General features: G+C 68.7%; 14 protein-coding genes and 2 pseudogenes. 10 read left to right on the forward strand and 6 right to left on the reverse strand.

The genetic code is table 11. The annotated features are described in order from the left end of the window. Window positions 1-185: 185 nt before the first annotated feature. Window positions 186-857 (reverse strand): nucleotide exchange factor GrpE, encoded by a 672-nt coding sequence (locus GWG54_RS19565; RefSeq protein WP_167939332.1) that lies wholly within the window; start codon window positions 855-857, stop codon window positions 186-188. Between the two features lie 70 nt (window positions 858-927). Here GWG54_RS19565 and GWG54_RS19570 point away from each other — a divergent pair, with 70 nt between their 5' ends. Continuing rightward, window positions 928-2382, forward strand: coding sequence for a DEAD/DEAH box helicase (locus tag GWG54_RS19570; RefSeq protein ID WP_167939333.1), 1455 nt, complete (start codon window positions 928-930; stop codon window positions 2380-2382). A 35-nt stretch (window positions 2383-2417) separates the two neighbouring features. On the opposite strand, the gene GWG54_RS19575 is transcribed toward GWG54_RS19570, so the two are convergent. Beyond that, window positions 2418-2645, reverse strand: coding sequence for a hypothetical protein (locus GWG54_RS19575; protein ID WP_209438542.1), 228 nt, complete (start codon window positions 2643-2645; stop codon window positions 2418-2420). Window positions 2646-2844: 199 nt separating this feature from the next. On the opposite strand from GWG54_RS19575, the gene GWG54_RS19580 reads away from it, so the two are divergent. The 3 genes from GWG54_RS19580 to GWG54_RS19590 all read left to right on the forward strand — a co-directional run bounded on the left by GWG54_RS19580 (window position 2845) and on the right by GWG54_RS19590 (window position 5420). Then, the gene (locus GWG54_RS19580; RefSeq protein ID WP_167939334.1) at window positions 2845-4377 is read left to right on the forward strand and encodes a DUF790 family protein; all 1533 of its coding nucleotides are present in this window, start codon (window positions 2845-2847) and stop codon (window positions 4375-4377) included. Window positions 4378-4433: 56 nt separating this feature from the next. After that, entirely contained in the window at window positions 4434-5093 is a 660-nt protein-coding gene (locus GWG54_RS19585; RefSeq protein ID WP_167939335.1) for a helix-turn-helix domain-containing protein, read from the forward strand. A gap of 75 nt (window positions 5094-5168) precedes the next feature. Then, complete coding sequence (locus tag GWG54_RS19590) at window positions 5169-5420, forward strand: HalOD1 output domain-containing protein (protein ID WP_167939336.1); 252 nt, start codon at window positions 5169-5171, stop codon at window positions 5418-5420. 25 nt (window positions 5421-5445) lie between these two features. On the opposite strand, the gene GWG54_RS19595 is transcribed toward GWG54_RS19590, so the two are convergent. Together GWG54_RS19595 and GWG54_RS19600 are read right to left on the reverse strand one after the other, a co-directional pair. After that, window positions 5446-5991 (reverse strand): hypothetical protein, encoded by a 546-nt coding sequence (locus GWG54_RS19595; RefSeq protein ID WP_167939337.1) that lies wholly within the window; start codon window positions 5989-5991, stop codon window positions 5446-5448. After that, window positions 5991-6899 carry an RsmB/NOP family class I SAM-dependent RNA methyltransferase gene (locus tag GWG54_RS19600; RefSeq protein WP_167939338.1) on the reverse strand — a complete coding sequence of 303 codons (909 nt, stop codon included), beginning with the start codon at window positions 6897-6899 and terminating at the stop codon, window positions 5991-5993. The genes GWG54_RS19595 and GWG54_RS19600 overlap by 1 nt, the downstream gene beginning before the upstream one ends. Before the next feature lie 84 nt (window positions 6900-6983). On the opposite strand from GWG54_RS19600, the gene GWG54_RS19605 reads away from it, so the two are divergent. From GWG54_RS19605 to GWG54_RS19625, 5 genes and pseudogenes are all read left to right on the forward strand, one after another. Beyond that, window positions 6984-7724 carry a proteasome assembly chaperone family protein gene (locus GWG54_RS19605; protein WP_167939339.1) on the forward strand — a complete coding sequence of 247 codons (741 nt, stop codon included), beginning with the start codon at window positions 6984-6986 and terminating at the stop codon, window positions 7722-7724. 96 nt (window positions 7725-7820) lie between these two features. Then, window positions 7821-8654 carry an aldo/keto reductase gene (locus tag GWG54_RS19610; protein ID WP_167939340.1) on the forward strand — a complete coding sequence of 278 codons (834 nt, stop codon included), beginning with the start codon at window positions 7821-7823 and terminating at the stop codon, window positions 8652-8654. A 96-nt stretch (window positions 8655-8750) separates the two neighbouring features. After that, window positions 8751-9142 (forward strand): annotated as a pseudogene (locus GWG54_RS19615) (hypothetical protein); the annotation flags it as partial. A 54-nt stretch (window positions 9143-9196) separates the two neighbouring features. Continuing rightward, window positions 9197-9988, forward strand: a complete 792-nt coding sequence (locus tag GWG54_RS19620; protein ID WP_167939344.1) for a 2-oxo acid dehydrogenase subunit E2 — start codon at window positions 9197-9199, stop codon at window positions 9986-9988. 112 nt (window positions 9989-10100) lie between these two features. Then, window positions 10101-10292: a hypothetical protein gene (locus tag GWG54_RS19625; protein ID WP_167939341.1), complete on the forward strand. Its 192-nt coding sequence runs from the start codon at window positions 10101-10103 to the stop codon at window positions 10290-10292. A gap of 63 nt (window positions 10293-10355) precedes the next feature. Here GWG54_RS19625 and GWG54_RS19630 read toward each other — a convergent pair whose 3' ends face one another. Both GWG54_RS19630 and GWG54_RS19635 read right to left on the reverse strand, forming a co-directional pair. After that, window positions 10356-10865, reverse strand: coding sequence for a pyridoxamine 5'-phosphate oxidase family protein (locus tag GWG54_RS19630; protein WP_167939342.1), 510 nt, complete (start codon window positions 10863-10865; stop codon window positions 10356-10358). A 98-nt stretch (window positions 10866-10963) separates the two neighbouring features. Beyond that, window positions 10964-11935 carry a phosphoadenosine phosphosulfate reductase family protein gene (locus GWG54_RS19635; RefSeq protein WP_167939343.1) on the reverse strand — a complete coding sequence of 324 codons (972 nt, stop codon included), beginning with the start codon at window positions 11933-11935 and terminating at the stop codon, window positions 10964-10966. Window positions 11936-12072: 137 nt separating this feature from the next. On the opposite strand from GWG54_RS19635, the pseudogene GWG54_RS19640 reads away from it, so the two are divergent. After that, window positions 12073-12434 (forward strand): annotated as a pseudogene (locus GWG54_RS19640) (phosphate ABC transporter permease); the annotation flags it as partial.

Here is a 12434-nt window from a genome sequence, read left to right on the forward strand (position 1 = left end):
GAGCGTCGGTACTGATGGAAAATTGAATGTCACAATTTCGATGCTGCCGCTGTCTTGCGTTCAACACTGCAAAATTCCTTGTCCGACGTCGACGGGAGCTGACAGCTTCGCATCGTCCGCGACAGCGCACCGACTCGAGCGCTCGACGGCTCGGCGAGAAAACCAGTCGGGAGCCGAACGGGGACCTACTCGGCGTCGGTTCCGTCGTCCGACGACGCGTCGTCCTCGAGGTCGCCGTTCGAGACCGTCACCTGGGCGTTCTGGATGACCTTCTCGCCCATCTCGTAGCCCGGCGTGTAGACGTCGGCGACGGTCCCCTCGGGCTGGTCGCTGTCGACCCGCATCATGACCTCGTGGCGCTGGGGGTCGGTCTCGGTGCCCGGCTCGGGATCGATCTCGGAGACGTCCTCCTCGTCGAGGACGCGGTCGAACTCCCGCAGGGTCATCTCGACGCCCTCCCGCAGGCTCTCGACGTCGTCGCTGTCCTCCTCGAGGGCGCGCTTGAGGTTGTCGCGAACGCCGACGAGGCGCTCGACCAGATCCTCGGTCGCGCGGTCTTTCATCTGCTCCTGGCGCTTTTTCGCGCGCTTCTTGTAGTTCTGGAAGTCGGCCTGCTTGCGCTTGAGCCGGCTCTCGAGGTCCTCGATCTCGGCCTCGGCCTCCTCGAGCTCGGCGCGGAGCTGCTCGACGGTCTCCTCGTCGGCCTCGCTCTCGTCGCCGGTCGTCTCCGCTTCCGGCTCGGCCGTTTCCGCGTCCGATTCGTCCCCCGCGTCGGTCTCGACGCCGTCGCCGTCGTCGGGTCGATCCTCGGACGGGACACCCTGGGCTGACGCATTCGTGCCCTCGTCTTCGCTCATGATCGGGTCAACGACCAGCGGCGGTAAAAGGGTTGAGATCCGGGCTCGACGGGGTTCGATCCGACGATATATGTGTCCGCCGACCGCAGTGTTCGGCGTGACACCGACGGTCGAGGAAGCGGCCATCGAGCTCCGATACGAGGACGGCACCGTCCGCCTCGAGGGGCTCGGGTCGGAGCTGGCGTCGACGCTGCGGAAACGGGTGCCCGAACTCGAGGCGGATCCCAGATCGGGCGGCCGACGGGTCCCCGCCCTGCGGTACTCGTCGCTCCGGGCGGCGCTGGCCCTCGAGGACGCCGACGTTCGGGACCGGGTGCTCGAGCTCGACACCTTCTCCGAGCTCCGTTCGGCCTACGAGCTCCGGGCGTACCAGGACGAGGCGCTGTCGGCCTGGCTCGAGACCGACCGCTGGGCCGACACCGACGGCAACCTCCCCGTCGACCGCGCCCCCGGGGGCGTCCTCGAGTTGCCCACGGGCAGCGGGAAGACCGTCATCGCCCTGAAGGCGATCGAGCGCCTCGCGACGCCGACGCTCGTGGTCGTCCCGACGATCGACTTGCTCGAGCAGTGGCAGCGCGAACTCGAGCGGGAGTTCGACCGCGAGATCGGCCGTTTCGGCGGCGGCGAGCAGCGACTCGAGCCGATCACGGTCTCGACATACGACTCGGCCTACCTCAAGGCCGACTCGGTGGGCGATCGGTTCGGGCTGGTCGTCTTCGACGAGGTCCACCACCTCGGGGGCGAGGGCTACCGCGAGATCGCCCGCCTGCTCGCCGCGCCCGCGCGACTCGGGCTGACCGCGACCTTCGAACGACCCGACGGCGCCCACGAAACCATCGAGGAGATCGTCGGCCCGCTGGTCTACCGTCTCTCGCCGGACGAACTGGCGGGCGAGCACCTCGCGCCCTACGACGTGAAACGGCTCGAGGTGTCGCTCACGCCAGCGGAGCGCAAGGAGTACGACCGCAACCAGGAGGTGTTCGCGGACTACCTCGCGAGATCGAACATCCAGTTTACCAGCGGCTCGGACTACCAGGAGCTCGTCAAGCGCTCGGGGTCGGACCCCGAGGCCCGCGAGGCCCTGCTCGCGCGCCAGCGCGCCCGCGAGATCACCTACGGCAGCGAGGCGAAGGTCGACGCGCTCGAGGAAATTCTGGACGGTCACCGCGGCGAGCGAATCATCGTCTTCACGGCGTTCAACGACCTCGCGTACGACGTCAGCGAGCGGTTCCTGATCCCGACGATCACCCACCAGACGGGCGCCGCCGAGCGCCGGGAGATCTTGGAGCGCTTTCGCGAGGGAACCTACTCGCGGATCGCGACCTCGAACGTGCTCGACGAGGGTGTCGACGTTCCCGACGCCAACGTCGCGGTCGTCCTCTCGGGCAGCGGCAGCGAGCGAGAGTTCACCCAGCGACTCGGACGGATCCTGCGGCCGAAAGAAGACGGCGGCCGCGCGCTGCTGTACGAGGTCGTCGCGAGCGAGACCGCCGAGGAGCGCACCTCGAGGCGCCGGCGGGAGTGACGGCTCGAAATCTACGTTCCGGCCGATGACCGCGCTCACGAACCGACGCAGCGCTCGTACAGGTCGACGAGCGAAACGGCGTGGACGGTTCCGGCGAACGTCGCGCTGAGGACGTCCCTACCAGGGGGACGCGCGAGCAGCCACGAGCCGATACCGACGAGGAGGAGGATCCCCAGCAACGCGAACCCGCGGCCACGCGCGTATCGCCAGCTCGCGCCGATCGGGGCCAGGAGTCCGCGCTCGCGAAGCACCGTTGTCGGCACTAGGAGGAGTCGGACGGCGACGACCTCGAGCGCGAGGGCGTACTCGAGCCACGGGAGCTGGGGGTCGACGCCACCTCGAGGACGGGCTCCGCGGTCGCCGAGGTTCCCGTGCCGACCTCGAGTTCCCAGCTCGCGGACGACTGAACCCGGCCCGACCGGGTCGGATCACTTTTGCGTTCGCCGCGCCCACTCGAGACTGATGCTGACGAAGGACCTGCTTCGCGTTTCGCGGGCGGGTGGCGGGTACCACCCGCAGTTCGCGAGCCGCGAGCACCGCCCGCTTGCCGCCCGCGTCGTCGGGACCTACCAGGGCCACGTCGGTCGTTCCCGCGAGGAGCTCGAGACCGCACTCGCGGACCTCGAGCGCGACGCCGACCACTTCAAGCTCGTCCGGGGCTTTTCGGCCCTGCTCGAGCGCGACGCATGCTTCGAGACCGACGCCGAGATCGAGCCCGAGCGCGCCCGAAAGACGACGTTCGAGGCGGCCGAGGCCGTCGGCGTCGTCACCGAGGCCGAGCGCGAGACGGCGCTGGACCGCGCGGCCGACGGGCTCGGACTCTCGACTGCGGCCCTCGAGCGGGCGCTGTACGCCGACCTCGAGGAACGACAGGTGCTCGAGGCGGTCGACCCCCGGTGGGACCCCGACGGGCTGGTCGCGCAGTACAACCTCTCGCTGGCCCAGACGGCGCTGTTCGACGCGATCGAGCTGCGGGTGCGCTCGAGCGACCCGAAGGCGCTGGTGTCGGCGATCAAGCGGCTGCGCCTGATGTACGAGATCCGCAAGACCGACGCCGGTGACGCGAACGAAACCGCCCTGAGCGACCGTGAGGTCGTCGTCACCGGTCCGACCCACCTGTTCCGGGCGACGCGTCGGTACGGCACCCGGTTCGCGCGGCTCCTGCGGACGATCGCGAAGGCGAGCGAGTGGCGCCTCGAGGCGACGATCGACGACCGGGGGACCGAACGGGTCCTCGAGCTCTCCGACGCCGATCCCGTGCGGGTACCCGACGCCGAGCCCGTCGCGGACGTCTCCTTCGACAGCGGCGTCGAGGCCGACTTCGCCGGACGCTTCTCGAGTCTGGATCTGGACTGGGAGCTCGTCCGCGAGCCCGAACCCCTCGAGACCGGGACCCGGGTGATGATCCCTGACTTCGCGTTCGACTACGCGTACGGCGAGTTCCGGGTCTTCTTCGAGATCATGGGGTTCTGGACGCCCGAGTACGTCGAGAAGAAACTCGCCCAGCTCGCCGATCTCGAGGACGTCGAGCTGGTCGTCGCCGTCGACGAGTCGCTTGGCGTCGGCGAGGAGATCGCGGCGCGGGACTTCCGGGCGATCCCCTACTCCGGCAGCGTCCGGCTGAAGGACGTCCGCGACGTCCTCCGGGAGTACGAGCGCCAGCTCGTCGCCGACAGCGCGGCCGCACTGCCCGAGGAACTGCGACCCAAGGCGGACGTCCGCACCCTCGAGGCGCTGGCCGCAGACCGCGGCGTCAGCGAGGACGCGCTGGCCGACGTCGCCTTCCCCGAGCACGAACTGGTCGGGCGGACGCTCGTTCGCCCGTCGGTGCTCGAGGCGCTGGACGAGGAAATCGAGGCCGGCTCGTCGTTGTCCGAGGCAGAGGCGACACTCGAGACGTATGGAATCGGGGACTCGAGCGCGGTCCTCTCGGAGCTGGGCTACCGCGTCGAGTGGGAGGGGCTCGCGGGAGGGACGATCGTCGAGCGCGAGTGAAGCTCGCCGAAATCGGCTCCGCTCGGGCTTTGCCGTTGGGCCTCCTTCGTTTCCACATGCTTCTCGCGACCATCCGTCTTGATCCCGAGGCCCTCGCGCTCGCGGCGACCCTTGAGCGGCTCCCGTCGCTCGAGATCGAAGTCGAGCAGATCGCCGCCCACGCGACCGACTGGACGATGCCGTGTCTCTGGGTCGCCGACGCCGATTTCGACGACGTCGACGACGCCCTCGCGGCCGATCCGTCCGTCGAGGAGATCGTCGAGACGCTCGAGTTCAACGACGAGAAGTACTACCTGGTCGACTGGACCGACGAGATCGACGAGCGGATCGACGCGTACGTCGACCACGCGGGGTCGGTGCTGACGGCGGCGGCGACCGCCGCCGGCTGGCAGTTGCGGCTTCGATTCGCCGGCCGCGATCAGTTCGATGCGTTCCGCGAGACGCTGGTCGATCGCGGGTACTCGTTCGAGCTCCTGGAACTCTCGCCGATAACGGACCGTCGGTATCCGATCTCTCACCTCACGTCGGGCCAGCTCGAGGCGCTTCGAACCGCCCGCGAGCGCGGCTACTACGAGGTTCCGCGCGAGATCACGATGCGCGAACTCGCCGCGGAGCTCGACACGTCCCACCAGAACCTCTCGAAGCTGCTTCGGCGAGCCACGAAGACGCTCATCGACGTCTCGCTGTACCCGACCGTCGCCGTGGACGACCGCTGACTCGATCCGAGCCGCACTTAAACGGGCGCCATGGCAACCTCCGAGCGCATCCTTCGGTGAGGCGTACGAAACGCCATGACAGTACGGCAGCTCGAACTCACCGACACCGATGCGTCCACACCGAGCGAGGCGATCGTTTTGGGGGTCGCCGGCCTGAAGGAACTGGATCCCACGACGATGCCGCCGCTGTACGAGCGGATCGATCCGGAGGCACTCGACTCGCTGTTTCACGATCGCTCGCCGGGGACGGTTACCTTCGAGTACGCCGGGTACGAGGTGACCGTTCGCGGGTGCGAGCGTGCGACGCTGCGGTCGGCATCGACTTGAACCGCCGCGACGGACTCGGCCGAACCTACAGCTGCCGCTGGCGTCCCTTGGGGACCATCGAGCGCAACTCGCCGTGGACGTAGAGCCCGACGCCGATCGGCTCGAGTTCGCCCGCGATCCGGTGGGCGGCGATCAGGTACCCCCAGTCGCCGTCCCAGCGCTCGAGCTCTCGGTCCTCGCCCGCGGCGAACGCGCGGGCCTCCTCGGACTCGAGTTCGATCACGCACTCCTCGGCCGCCCGGCCGAACCGCTGGACGAAGTCAGTCGTCGGCTTCCAGTGCTCCTGGCGCATCCGCAGGCAGGTCATCCCCAGGGCCTCGATCTCGACCGGGGAGGGAGCCGACCCGCCGTAGACCCAGATCTTGCCCGCCCCCTTCTCCCAGAACGTGTGGTCGTCGAACGTTTCGGGCGCGATTCCGAACCGATCCGCGAAGTAGTCGACGACCGCCTCGCGGCTGGCTCGCCCCTCGACGGTTCGCTCGGCGGCGGTCGCCGGCAGGCGGCCGAACCGCTGGCCGTCGTTTTGCTCGAGTTCGCCCTCGCTCGCGCCGTTCGAAGCGTCGTCGCCCATCAGGCGGTCACCTCCAGTTTCGCGACGAAGAATCCCCCGGTGTCGTTCTGGTGGGGGTAGATCCGCGCGGCGCGCTCGAGGCTCGAGTCGTACTCCTGGCCGTCCCACTCGGCGAGTCCGGGCGAGTGCTCGAGGTCGAGGTCGAAGTCGACGACTCGGCAGTCCTCCGCCTCGAGAACGTGCTGGACGACGGCCTCGTTCTCCTCGGGGGCGAACGTACACGTCGAGTAGACGACGGTGCCGCCCTCCCGCGTCGCCTGTACGGCTCGTCCGAGAATCCCCTTCTGGATCCCCGAGACCTCGTCGAGGTAGCCTTCCGACCAGCCGTCGAGCGCGTCGGGGTTCTTCCGGATCGTCCCCTCGCAGGAACAGGGGGCGTCGACGAGCGCGCGGTCGAACTCCTCGAAGTCGAACCGCTCGAGCGAGTAGTTGCGGGCGTCGTCGTTCGTCACAGCGAGGCTCGTCGCACCGAGCCGTTCGGCGTTGAATCGCAGCGCCGAGATGCGGCCGAGGTTGCTGTCGTTGGCGACGACGGTGCCCCGATCGTCCATCAGCGCCGCGAGCTGGGTCGCCTTCCCGCCGGGGGCCGCACAGCAGTCCCAGACCCGCTCGCCGGGCTCGGGCTCGAGGACGGTCGCGGGGACCGCCGACACCTCCTCCTGGCCGTGGGTGAAGCCGTGAAACGACGCCCACGTCGAGCCCGGCGAGTCGGTCTCGAGGCGCAGCACTCGGGAGTTCCAGTCGGCCCGCTCGTAGCCGACGCCCTCCGCCTCGAGGGTGGCCGTCGCCCGGTCGACGGTGGCCTTGATCGTGTTCACCCGGACGACGTTGCCGAGCGGGCGCTCGCAGGCGGCGAGAAACGCCTCGAAGTCGTCGACGATCGGTCGATACCGCTCGAGTGGCTCCATCGCCCGCGGGTTCGGGGCCCCGTCGCTTGTGGGTTTCGAAGCGCCGGCCGCGGCTTTATGTCGGTCACCGACGACCGATAGCACATGGCAGGGATTCAGCGACAGGGCCCGGAGGTATCGCTCGAGAACCCGACGCTCGTCGAGGGGTTCCCCGGCGTCGGGCTCGTCGGCAAGATCGCGACCGATCACCTCGTCACGGAACTCGACATGGAGTACTACGCGAGCCTGGACTGCGAGGGGCTGCCCCGCGTGGTGACTTACCGGGGCGGCGAGGGGCGGGCGCGACCCCCGGTTCGGATCTACGCCAGCGAGGACCACGACCTGCTGGCGCTCCAGAGCGACGCGCCGATCGCGTCCGACGCCGTCGACTCCGTCACGAACTGCGTCTCGAAGTGGATCGCCGAGCGGGAGGCCCGGCCGATCTACCTCAGCGGGCTGCCCGCCGAACGCGAGGAGCGCCCCTCGCTGTACGGGATCGCCACCGGTGACGCGGCCGGGACGCTCGCGGACCACGACATCGAGGCCCCGCCGGATGACGGCGTCGTCAGCGGCCCGACGGGGGCCCTGCTCAACCGCGCCGCACAGGACGGCGACGACGGCCTCGGGCTGATCGTCGAGTCGAGCCCGCAGTTCCCCGACCCCGAGGCCGCGAGCGTCCTGCTCGAGGACGGCGTCGCGCCGATCGCGGACGTCTCGATCAACGTCGGAGAGCTGGTCGATCGGGCCGAGGAGATCCGGGAGAAACGCGAGCAGTTCGCCCGCCAGATGCAGGAGATGAGTCAGGAGGAGAGCAGCCAGGCCCAGCCGCTGCGGATGTACCAGTAGCGAGGGCCCCGACTGTGGGGCGAGTTGGCATCCGAGGGCGTCGATCTTGCTCACGCAATCCCAACCCCTTTTCGGATCCTGGCGTAACCTCCGGGTATGGCAGACGAAATCGCCGCAGACTTCTGTCCGCGAACGTCGAACGGGATCCCGATGCTAGGACTGGGTACCTGGCAGAACGAGGACCCCGAGGCCTGTGCCGAGAGCGTCCGAACCGCCCTCGAGATGGGGTATCGACACGTCGACACCGCACAGGCCTACGACAACGAGGCGGCCGTCGGCGAGGGACTCGCCAGCGCCGACGTCGATCGCGAGGAGGTCTTCCTCGCGACGAAACTCTGGATCGACAACCTGGGCGCCGACGACGTCGCGGAGACGGCTCGCGAGAGCATGGACCGTCTCGGCGTCGACTACCTCGACATGCTGTACGTCCACTGGCCCGCCGGGGAGTACGACCCCGAGGAGACCCTGGGCGCGCTCTCGGAGCTGTACGACGAGGGACTGATCGAGAACGTCGGCGTCAGCAACTTCATGCCCGAGGACCTCGAGACGGCGATCGACGTCTGCGACGCTCCGATCGCGGCCAACCAGGTCGAACTCCACCCGCTGCTCCAGCAGCCGGAGCTGCGCGAGACCTGCGAGAACTACGACGTCGACGTCGTCGCCTACTCCCCGCTGGCCCGCGGCCAGGTGTTCAACCACGAGGGGCTGCAGAACGTCGCGGCCCGACACGGCGTCAGCGAGGCCCAGGTCAGCCTCGCCTGGCTGCGCGAGAAGGGTGTCGTCGCGATCCCGAAGGCGACCGGCGAGGACCACATCGAGGACAACTGGGAGTCGCTGCTGGTCGAACTCGACCGTTCGGACGTCGACACGATCGACAACATCGACGACGTCAGCCGCGAGGTCGACCCCGACTTCGCCCCCTGGAACTGACTCGAGCGAGTCCGCTCCGACAGTTTCGAACGCCTGAATAGCAAGAGATCGCACCACTTTTCGAGCCGTCGCAGGCGCTATGGCACCCGCACACGGATGGGGAACGGTCGTCGGGGAGGGCGCGCCCGATCTCCGGGGCTCCACGGCAACTGGATGGCGCTCGTCGTCCCCAGACAGCGCGGTCGCGGCCACGCCGTTGTGGGGCGGTGGACCCTCGAGACGACACCCCCACAGGTGGGCCACGACGGCTGGGGAATCGTCGCCGCGCTCGTGACCCTGTCGCTCGAGGAGGCCGTCCTCGATCCCAGCTACGCGTTCGCGGTTCGGCTGCTCGAGGGCCCGCTGGCCCTCGGCGGAATCGACGAACTGCTCCGGGCGAACTTCGAACTCGCGGGCGCGACCTACGCGGCGATGTGGACCGCGGTCGCGTTCCCGCCGGGGTGGCTGCTGGGCTTGCGGTCGCGCTGGCGAACCTGGTGCGGCCCTCGAGCCGAGACAGGGTCGCGGCCAAGCGGTATGCTCCTCCTCGTGGTCCGACGCGTATGACCGAGCGTGGCGAAACGATCGAACCCTTCCCCCCGGGACGACGCGGCACCGTCGACTACATGCGAACCGCCGGCCGACGGAGCGTCGTCCACGGGCTCGTCGAACTCGACGTGACCGAGGCCAGACGGCGCATTCGCGACCACGAGGAGCACACTGGAACGCGACGGTCGTTCACTGCGTTTCTCGTCTTCTGTCTGGCTCGAGCGATCGACGACCACCCCCGCGTCCAGACGTACCGCGACTGGCGGGGACGGCTCGTCCGGTTCGAGGACGTCGACGTGAACGTCCTGATCGAACGGACAGTCGACGGCGAGCGGATCGGCGTCCCCCACGTTCTCAGGGCGACGAACCGGCGATCGCTCGAGTCGATCCACGACGGGATCCGGGCGGCTCAGACGGACCCGAACGCGGGACGACAGCGCGGGCTGTCGGCCGCGGGGCTACGACTTCCGGGTCCCGTTCGGCGACTGTTCTGGCGACTGCCGCAGGTCTCTCCCCGCCGCTGGAAGCGCCTCGCCGGCACGGTCGCCGTGACCTCCGTCGGGATGTTCGGCGACGGCGGCGGCTGGGGAATCAGTCCGACGAACTACGCGCTCCAGCTTACGGTCGGCGGCATCGAACGCAAGCCGGGGTTCGTCGACGGCGAGGTCGTTCCTCGAGAGTTTCTCAGTCTCACGGTGACGGTCGATCACGACGTCGTCGACGGCGCACCCGCGGCTCGGTTCGTCGGGCGCTTGCGAGAACTCGTCGAATCGGCACACGGGCTGGAACCGGAGTCCGAGGCGTAGCTCTCGGTCGGGCGCTACTGACTCCGAAGACGTTCGGTTCCGCTCGGGCGTCAGCGCGAGCGAACTGCCGGTTTCCGATACCCTTTGGGGGTTCGCCGTCCCACGATTACGTATGGAGTTCGACCTGCCGACCACGGCGGCCACGTTCATCGCACTGATCGCGCTCGGAACGGTCGGAATGATCGCCTCGGGAATGATGGCGACCGAGACCGTCCTGATGATGGTGGTCCCCGCGATGGTGATCTTCGGGGGGATCATGCTGCTGATCGGGATCAAATACGGGCAGCACCGGTCGGCGCCGTAATCGGGAACGGAGTCTCCGCTGGCGCCCGCGCGAGCCAGGGTCCGGACCCGAACGACCCTCCTCTCAACGCGTCTCCCTCGAGAACGTCCAGCGGGTCGCGTCCGCCGGAAAGTCAGACCACGCGAGCACGGTGTCCGGGCGGACCCGGAAGAACGGCACCCCGTGGCGGACGTCGTACTTGTTCTCGTAGGCGCCGTCGAGTCGCTCGAGCAGGTCCGGGTCGGCCGTCCCCTCGTCGAGTCGTTCGGCCCGGCCCTCGAGGATCACGACCTCCGTGGCATCCTCGCGGTGGACGACGACGGCGTCGTTTCGCTCGAGGTTGCGCACCCAGCGCGTCCGCTCCCCGCCGCCGCAGTGAACGGCGCCGTCGACCCAGACGCCCCAGGTCGGCCGGGCGTGGGGGAACCCGTCGGGACGGACGGTCGTGACCCAGTAGTAGCGGTCGGCCGCCAGTTTCTCCGCGACGAACGTCCAGGGGAGCGCTCCGTCGCCGTCGTCGGGAATCCCGTAGCTGTCCTCGGTCATCGGACGCGATCGGCGGGCGTCGTCGGGGCTCGAGCGGTCGTCGGTCATCGGCGTTCCTCCGCGCCCGAGTCACATCAACCGCACCGTCGGCTCCGCGGAAAACACGTCAGAACCGCAAAAGCGGGATCGAAAGCGGTCCGCCTCGCCTACATGTAGCCCAGATCGCGCAGGCGCTCCATCAGGTCCTCCTTGTCCTGGGCGCGGCCCGCGCGCTCGGTCGTTCCCTCGAGGTCCTGGAGCCAGGCGGGGTCGTCCTCGGTCTTCTCGGTGCTGATCTCGCTGCCCAGCGATCGGAACCCTTCCCAGTACTTCGGCGAGACGGGGGTGTCGGCGGGCTCGAGGTCGTTCGGCAGGTCGTCTTTCCCCTCGGGGACGTAGCCCTCGTCCGGGAACTCGTCGACGGTGTCGGGCACGACGAAGTTCCAGAACGCCTCCCAGACGGCGGCCTCGTCGAACTGCAGGATGGGCTGGACGCGGTCGTGGGGCGGGTAGATGTCGGGGTCGTGACGCGGCGAGAAGAACGTCTCGTCAGCGCGGGCCTCCTGTTCGTCCCAACGGACGCCCGAGAGGATGCCGTCGACGTCGTACTCCTCTAAAGCGTTGTTCAGCGCGACCGTCTTCAGCAGGTGGTTGCCGACGTAGGTGTCGAGCAGGAACGGGAACGTGTCCTCCTCGTACTCGAGCAGTTCCCGGACGTGGCGCTGGTTCTGCTCGTTCAGATCGCCGATCTCGATATCGTCGCCGGGTTCGAGGTCGTGTTCCTCGACGTACTCGCCGACGTCCTCGTTGCGCGCGTAGATGACCTCAAGGTCCCACTTCTCGGCCCAGTCGTCGACGAAGTCGTGGATCGCGTCGAAGTGCTGGTAGTGGTCGATGAAAATCGCCGGCGGGACCTCCATGTCGTAGCGCTCGGCGACCTCCTTGACGAAGTACAACACGAGCGTCGAGTCCTTGCCGCCGGTCCACATGACCGCCGGGTTCTCGTACTGCTCGAGGCCCTGGCGGGTGACCTCGACCGCCTTCTCGATCTTGTCGTTGATATGCGGGTAGTCCTCGGGGTCCTCACCTTCGCCGTCGTCGTAGTTCACGTCGACGTAGTCGGGGAAGTTCTCGGTCATCGTACTGTAATTAGATATAATTAGGAGGGTTAAACCGTTTGCGGGACCGGAAACCTCTGACGGAACTCCGGAGGCCGACCCGTCGCGCGCGGCGAGTGAACACATCGTTTATGTGCTCGGGCGCGGGAACACTCGCCATGATCGACGGGGTCGCCGCCGCGTTCGTCCTCGCCGGAGTCGCCCTCCTGCTCTCGGGTACCGCCCTCTCGGTGTACGGAATCGTCGCCGTCGGCCTCGCCGCGGGCGCCGGCGCGGGCTTCCTGGTCGGCCCCGCGCTCGGCCTCGAGGCGGTCGGCCCGGGCGTCGCCGCCGCCGTCGGCGCGGCCGTCGGCGGCCTCGGGGGCTACCTGCTGGTGTCGGTTGCCGTCTCGCTGCTGGGGTTCGCGGTCGGGGCCCCGCTCGCGTTGGCCGCGCTCTCATCGAGTTCCGCCGCGACAGGGTGGCTCCCGCAGTGGGGCTGCGCGGTCGCCCTCGGCCTCCTCGCCGCCGTCCTCGCGCT

The organism is Natronococcus sp. JC468, assembly GCF_012163165.1.
Taxonomy (GTDB): Archaea; Halobacteriota; Halobacteria; order Halobacteriales; family Natrialbaceae; genus Natronococcus; species Natronococcus jeotgali.

Bases quoted from the DNA above. Each gene is read 5' to 3' on its own strand.
- GWG54_RS19590 (WP_167939336.1), top strand. From the start codon at position 5,169: ATGACAGTACGGCAGCTCGAACTCACCGACACCGATGCGTCCACACCG.
- GWG54_RS19635 (WP_167939343.1), bottom strand. From the start codon at position 11,935: ATGACCGAGAACTTCCCCGACTACGTCGACGTGAACTACGACGACGGC.
- GWG54_RS19570 (WP_167939333.1), top strand. From the start codon at position 928: ATGTGTCCGCCGACCGCAGTGTTCGGCGTGACACCGACGGTCGAGGAA.
- GWG54_RS19600 (WP_167939338.1), bottom strand. From the start codon at position 6,899: ATGGAGCCACTCGAGCGGTATCGACCGATCGTCGACGACTTCGAGGCG.
- GWG54_RS19585 (WP_167939335.1), top strand. From the start codon at position 4,434: ATGCTTCTCGCGACCATCCGTCTTGATCCCGAGGCCCTCGCGCTCGCG.
- GWG54_RS19580 (WP_167939334.1), top strand. From the start codon at position 2,845: ATGCTGACGAAGGACCTGCTTCGCGTTTCGCGGGCGGGTGGCGGGTAC.
- GWG54_RS19565 (WP_167939332.1), bottom strand. From the start codon at position 857: ATGAGCGAAGACGAGGGCACGAATGCGTCAGCCCAGGGTGTCCCGTCC.
- GWG54_RS19620 (WP_167939344.1), top strand. From the start codon at position 9,197: ATGACCGAGCGTGGCGAAACGATCGAACCCTTCCCCCCGGGACGACGC.
- GWG54_RS19605 (WP_167939339.1), top strand. From the start codon at position 6,984: ATGGCAGGGATTCAGCGACAGGGCCCGGAGGTATCGCTCGAGAACCCG.
- GWG54_RS19630 (WP_167939342.1), bottom strand. From the start codon at position 10,865: ATGACCGACGACCGCTCGAGCCCCGACGACGCCCGCCGATCGCGTCCG.
- GWG54_RS19610 (WP_167939340.1), top strand. From the start codon at position 7,821: ATGGCAGACGAAATCGCCGCAGACTTCTGTCCGCGAACGTCGAACGGG.
- GWG54_RS19595 (WP_167939337.1), bottom strand. From the start codon at position 5,991: ATGGGCGACGACGCTTCGAACGGCGCGAGCGAGGGCGAACTCGAGCAA.
- GWG54_RS19625 (WP_167939341.1), top strand. From the start codon at position 10,101: ATGGAGTTCGACCTGCCGACCACGGCGGCCACGTTCATCGCACTGATC.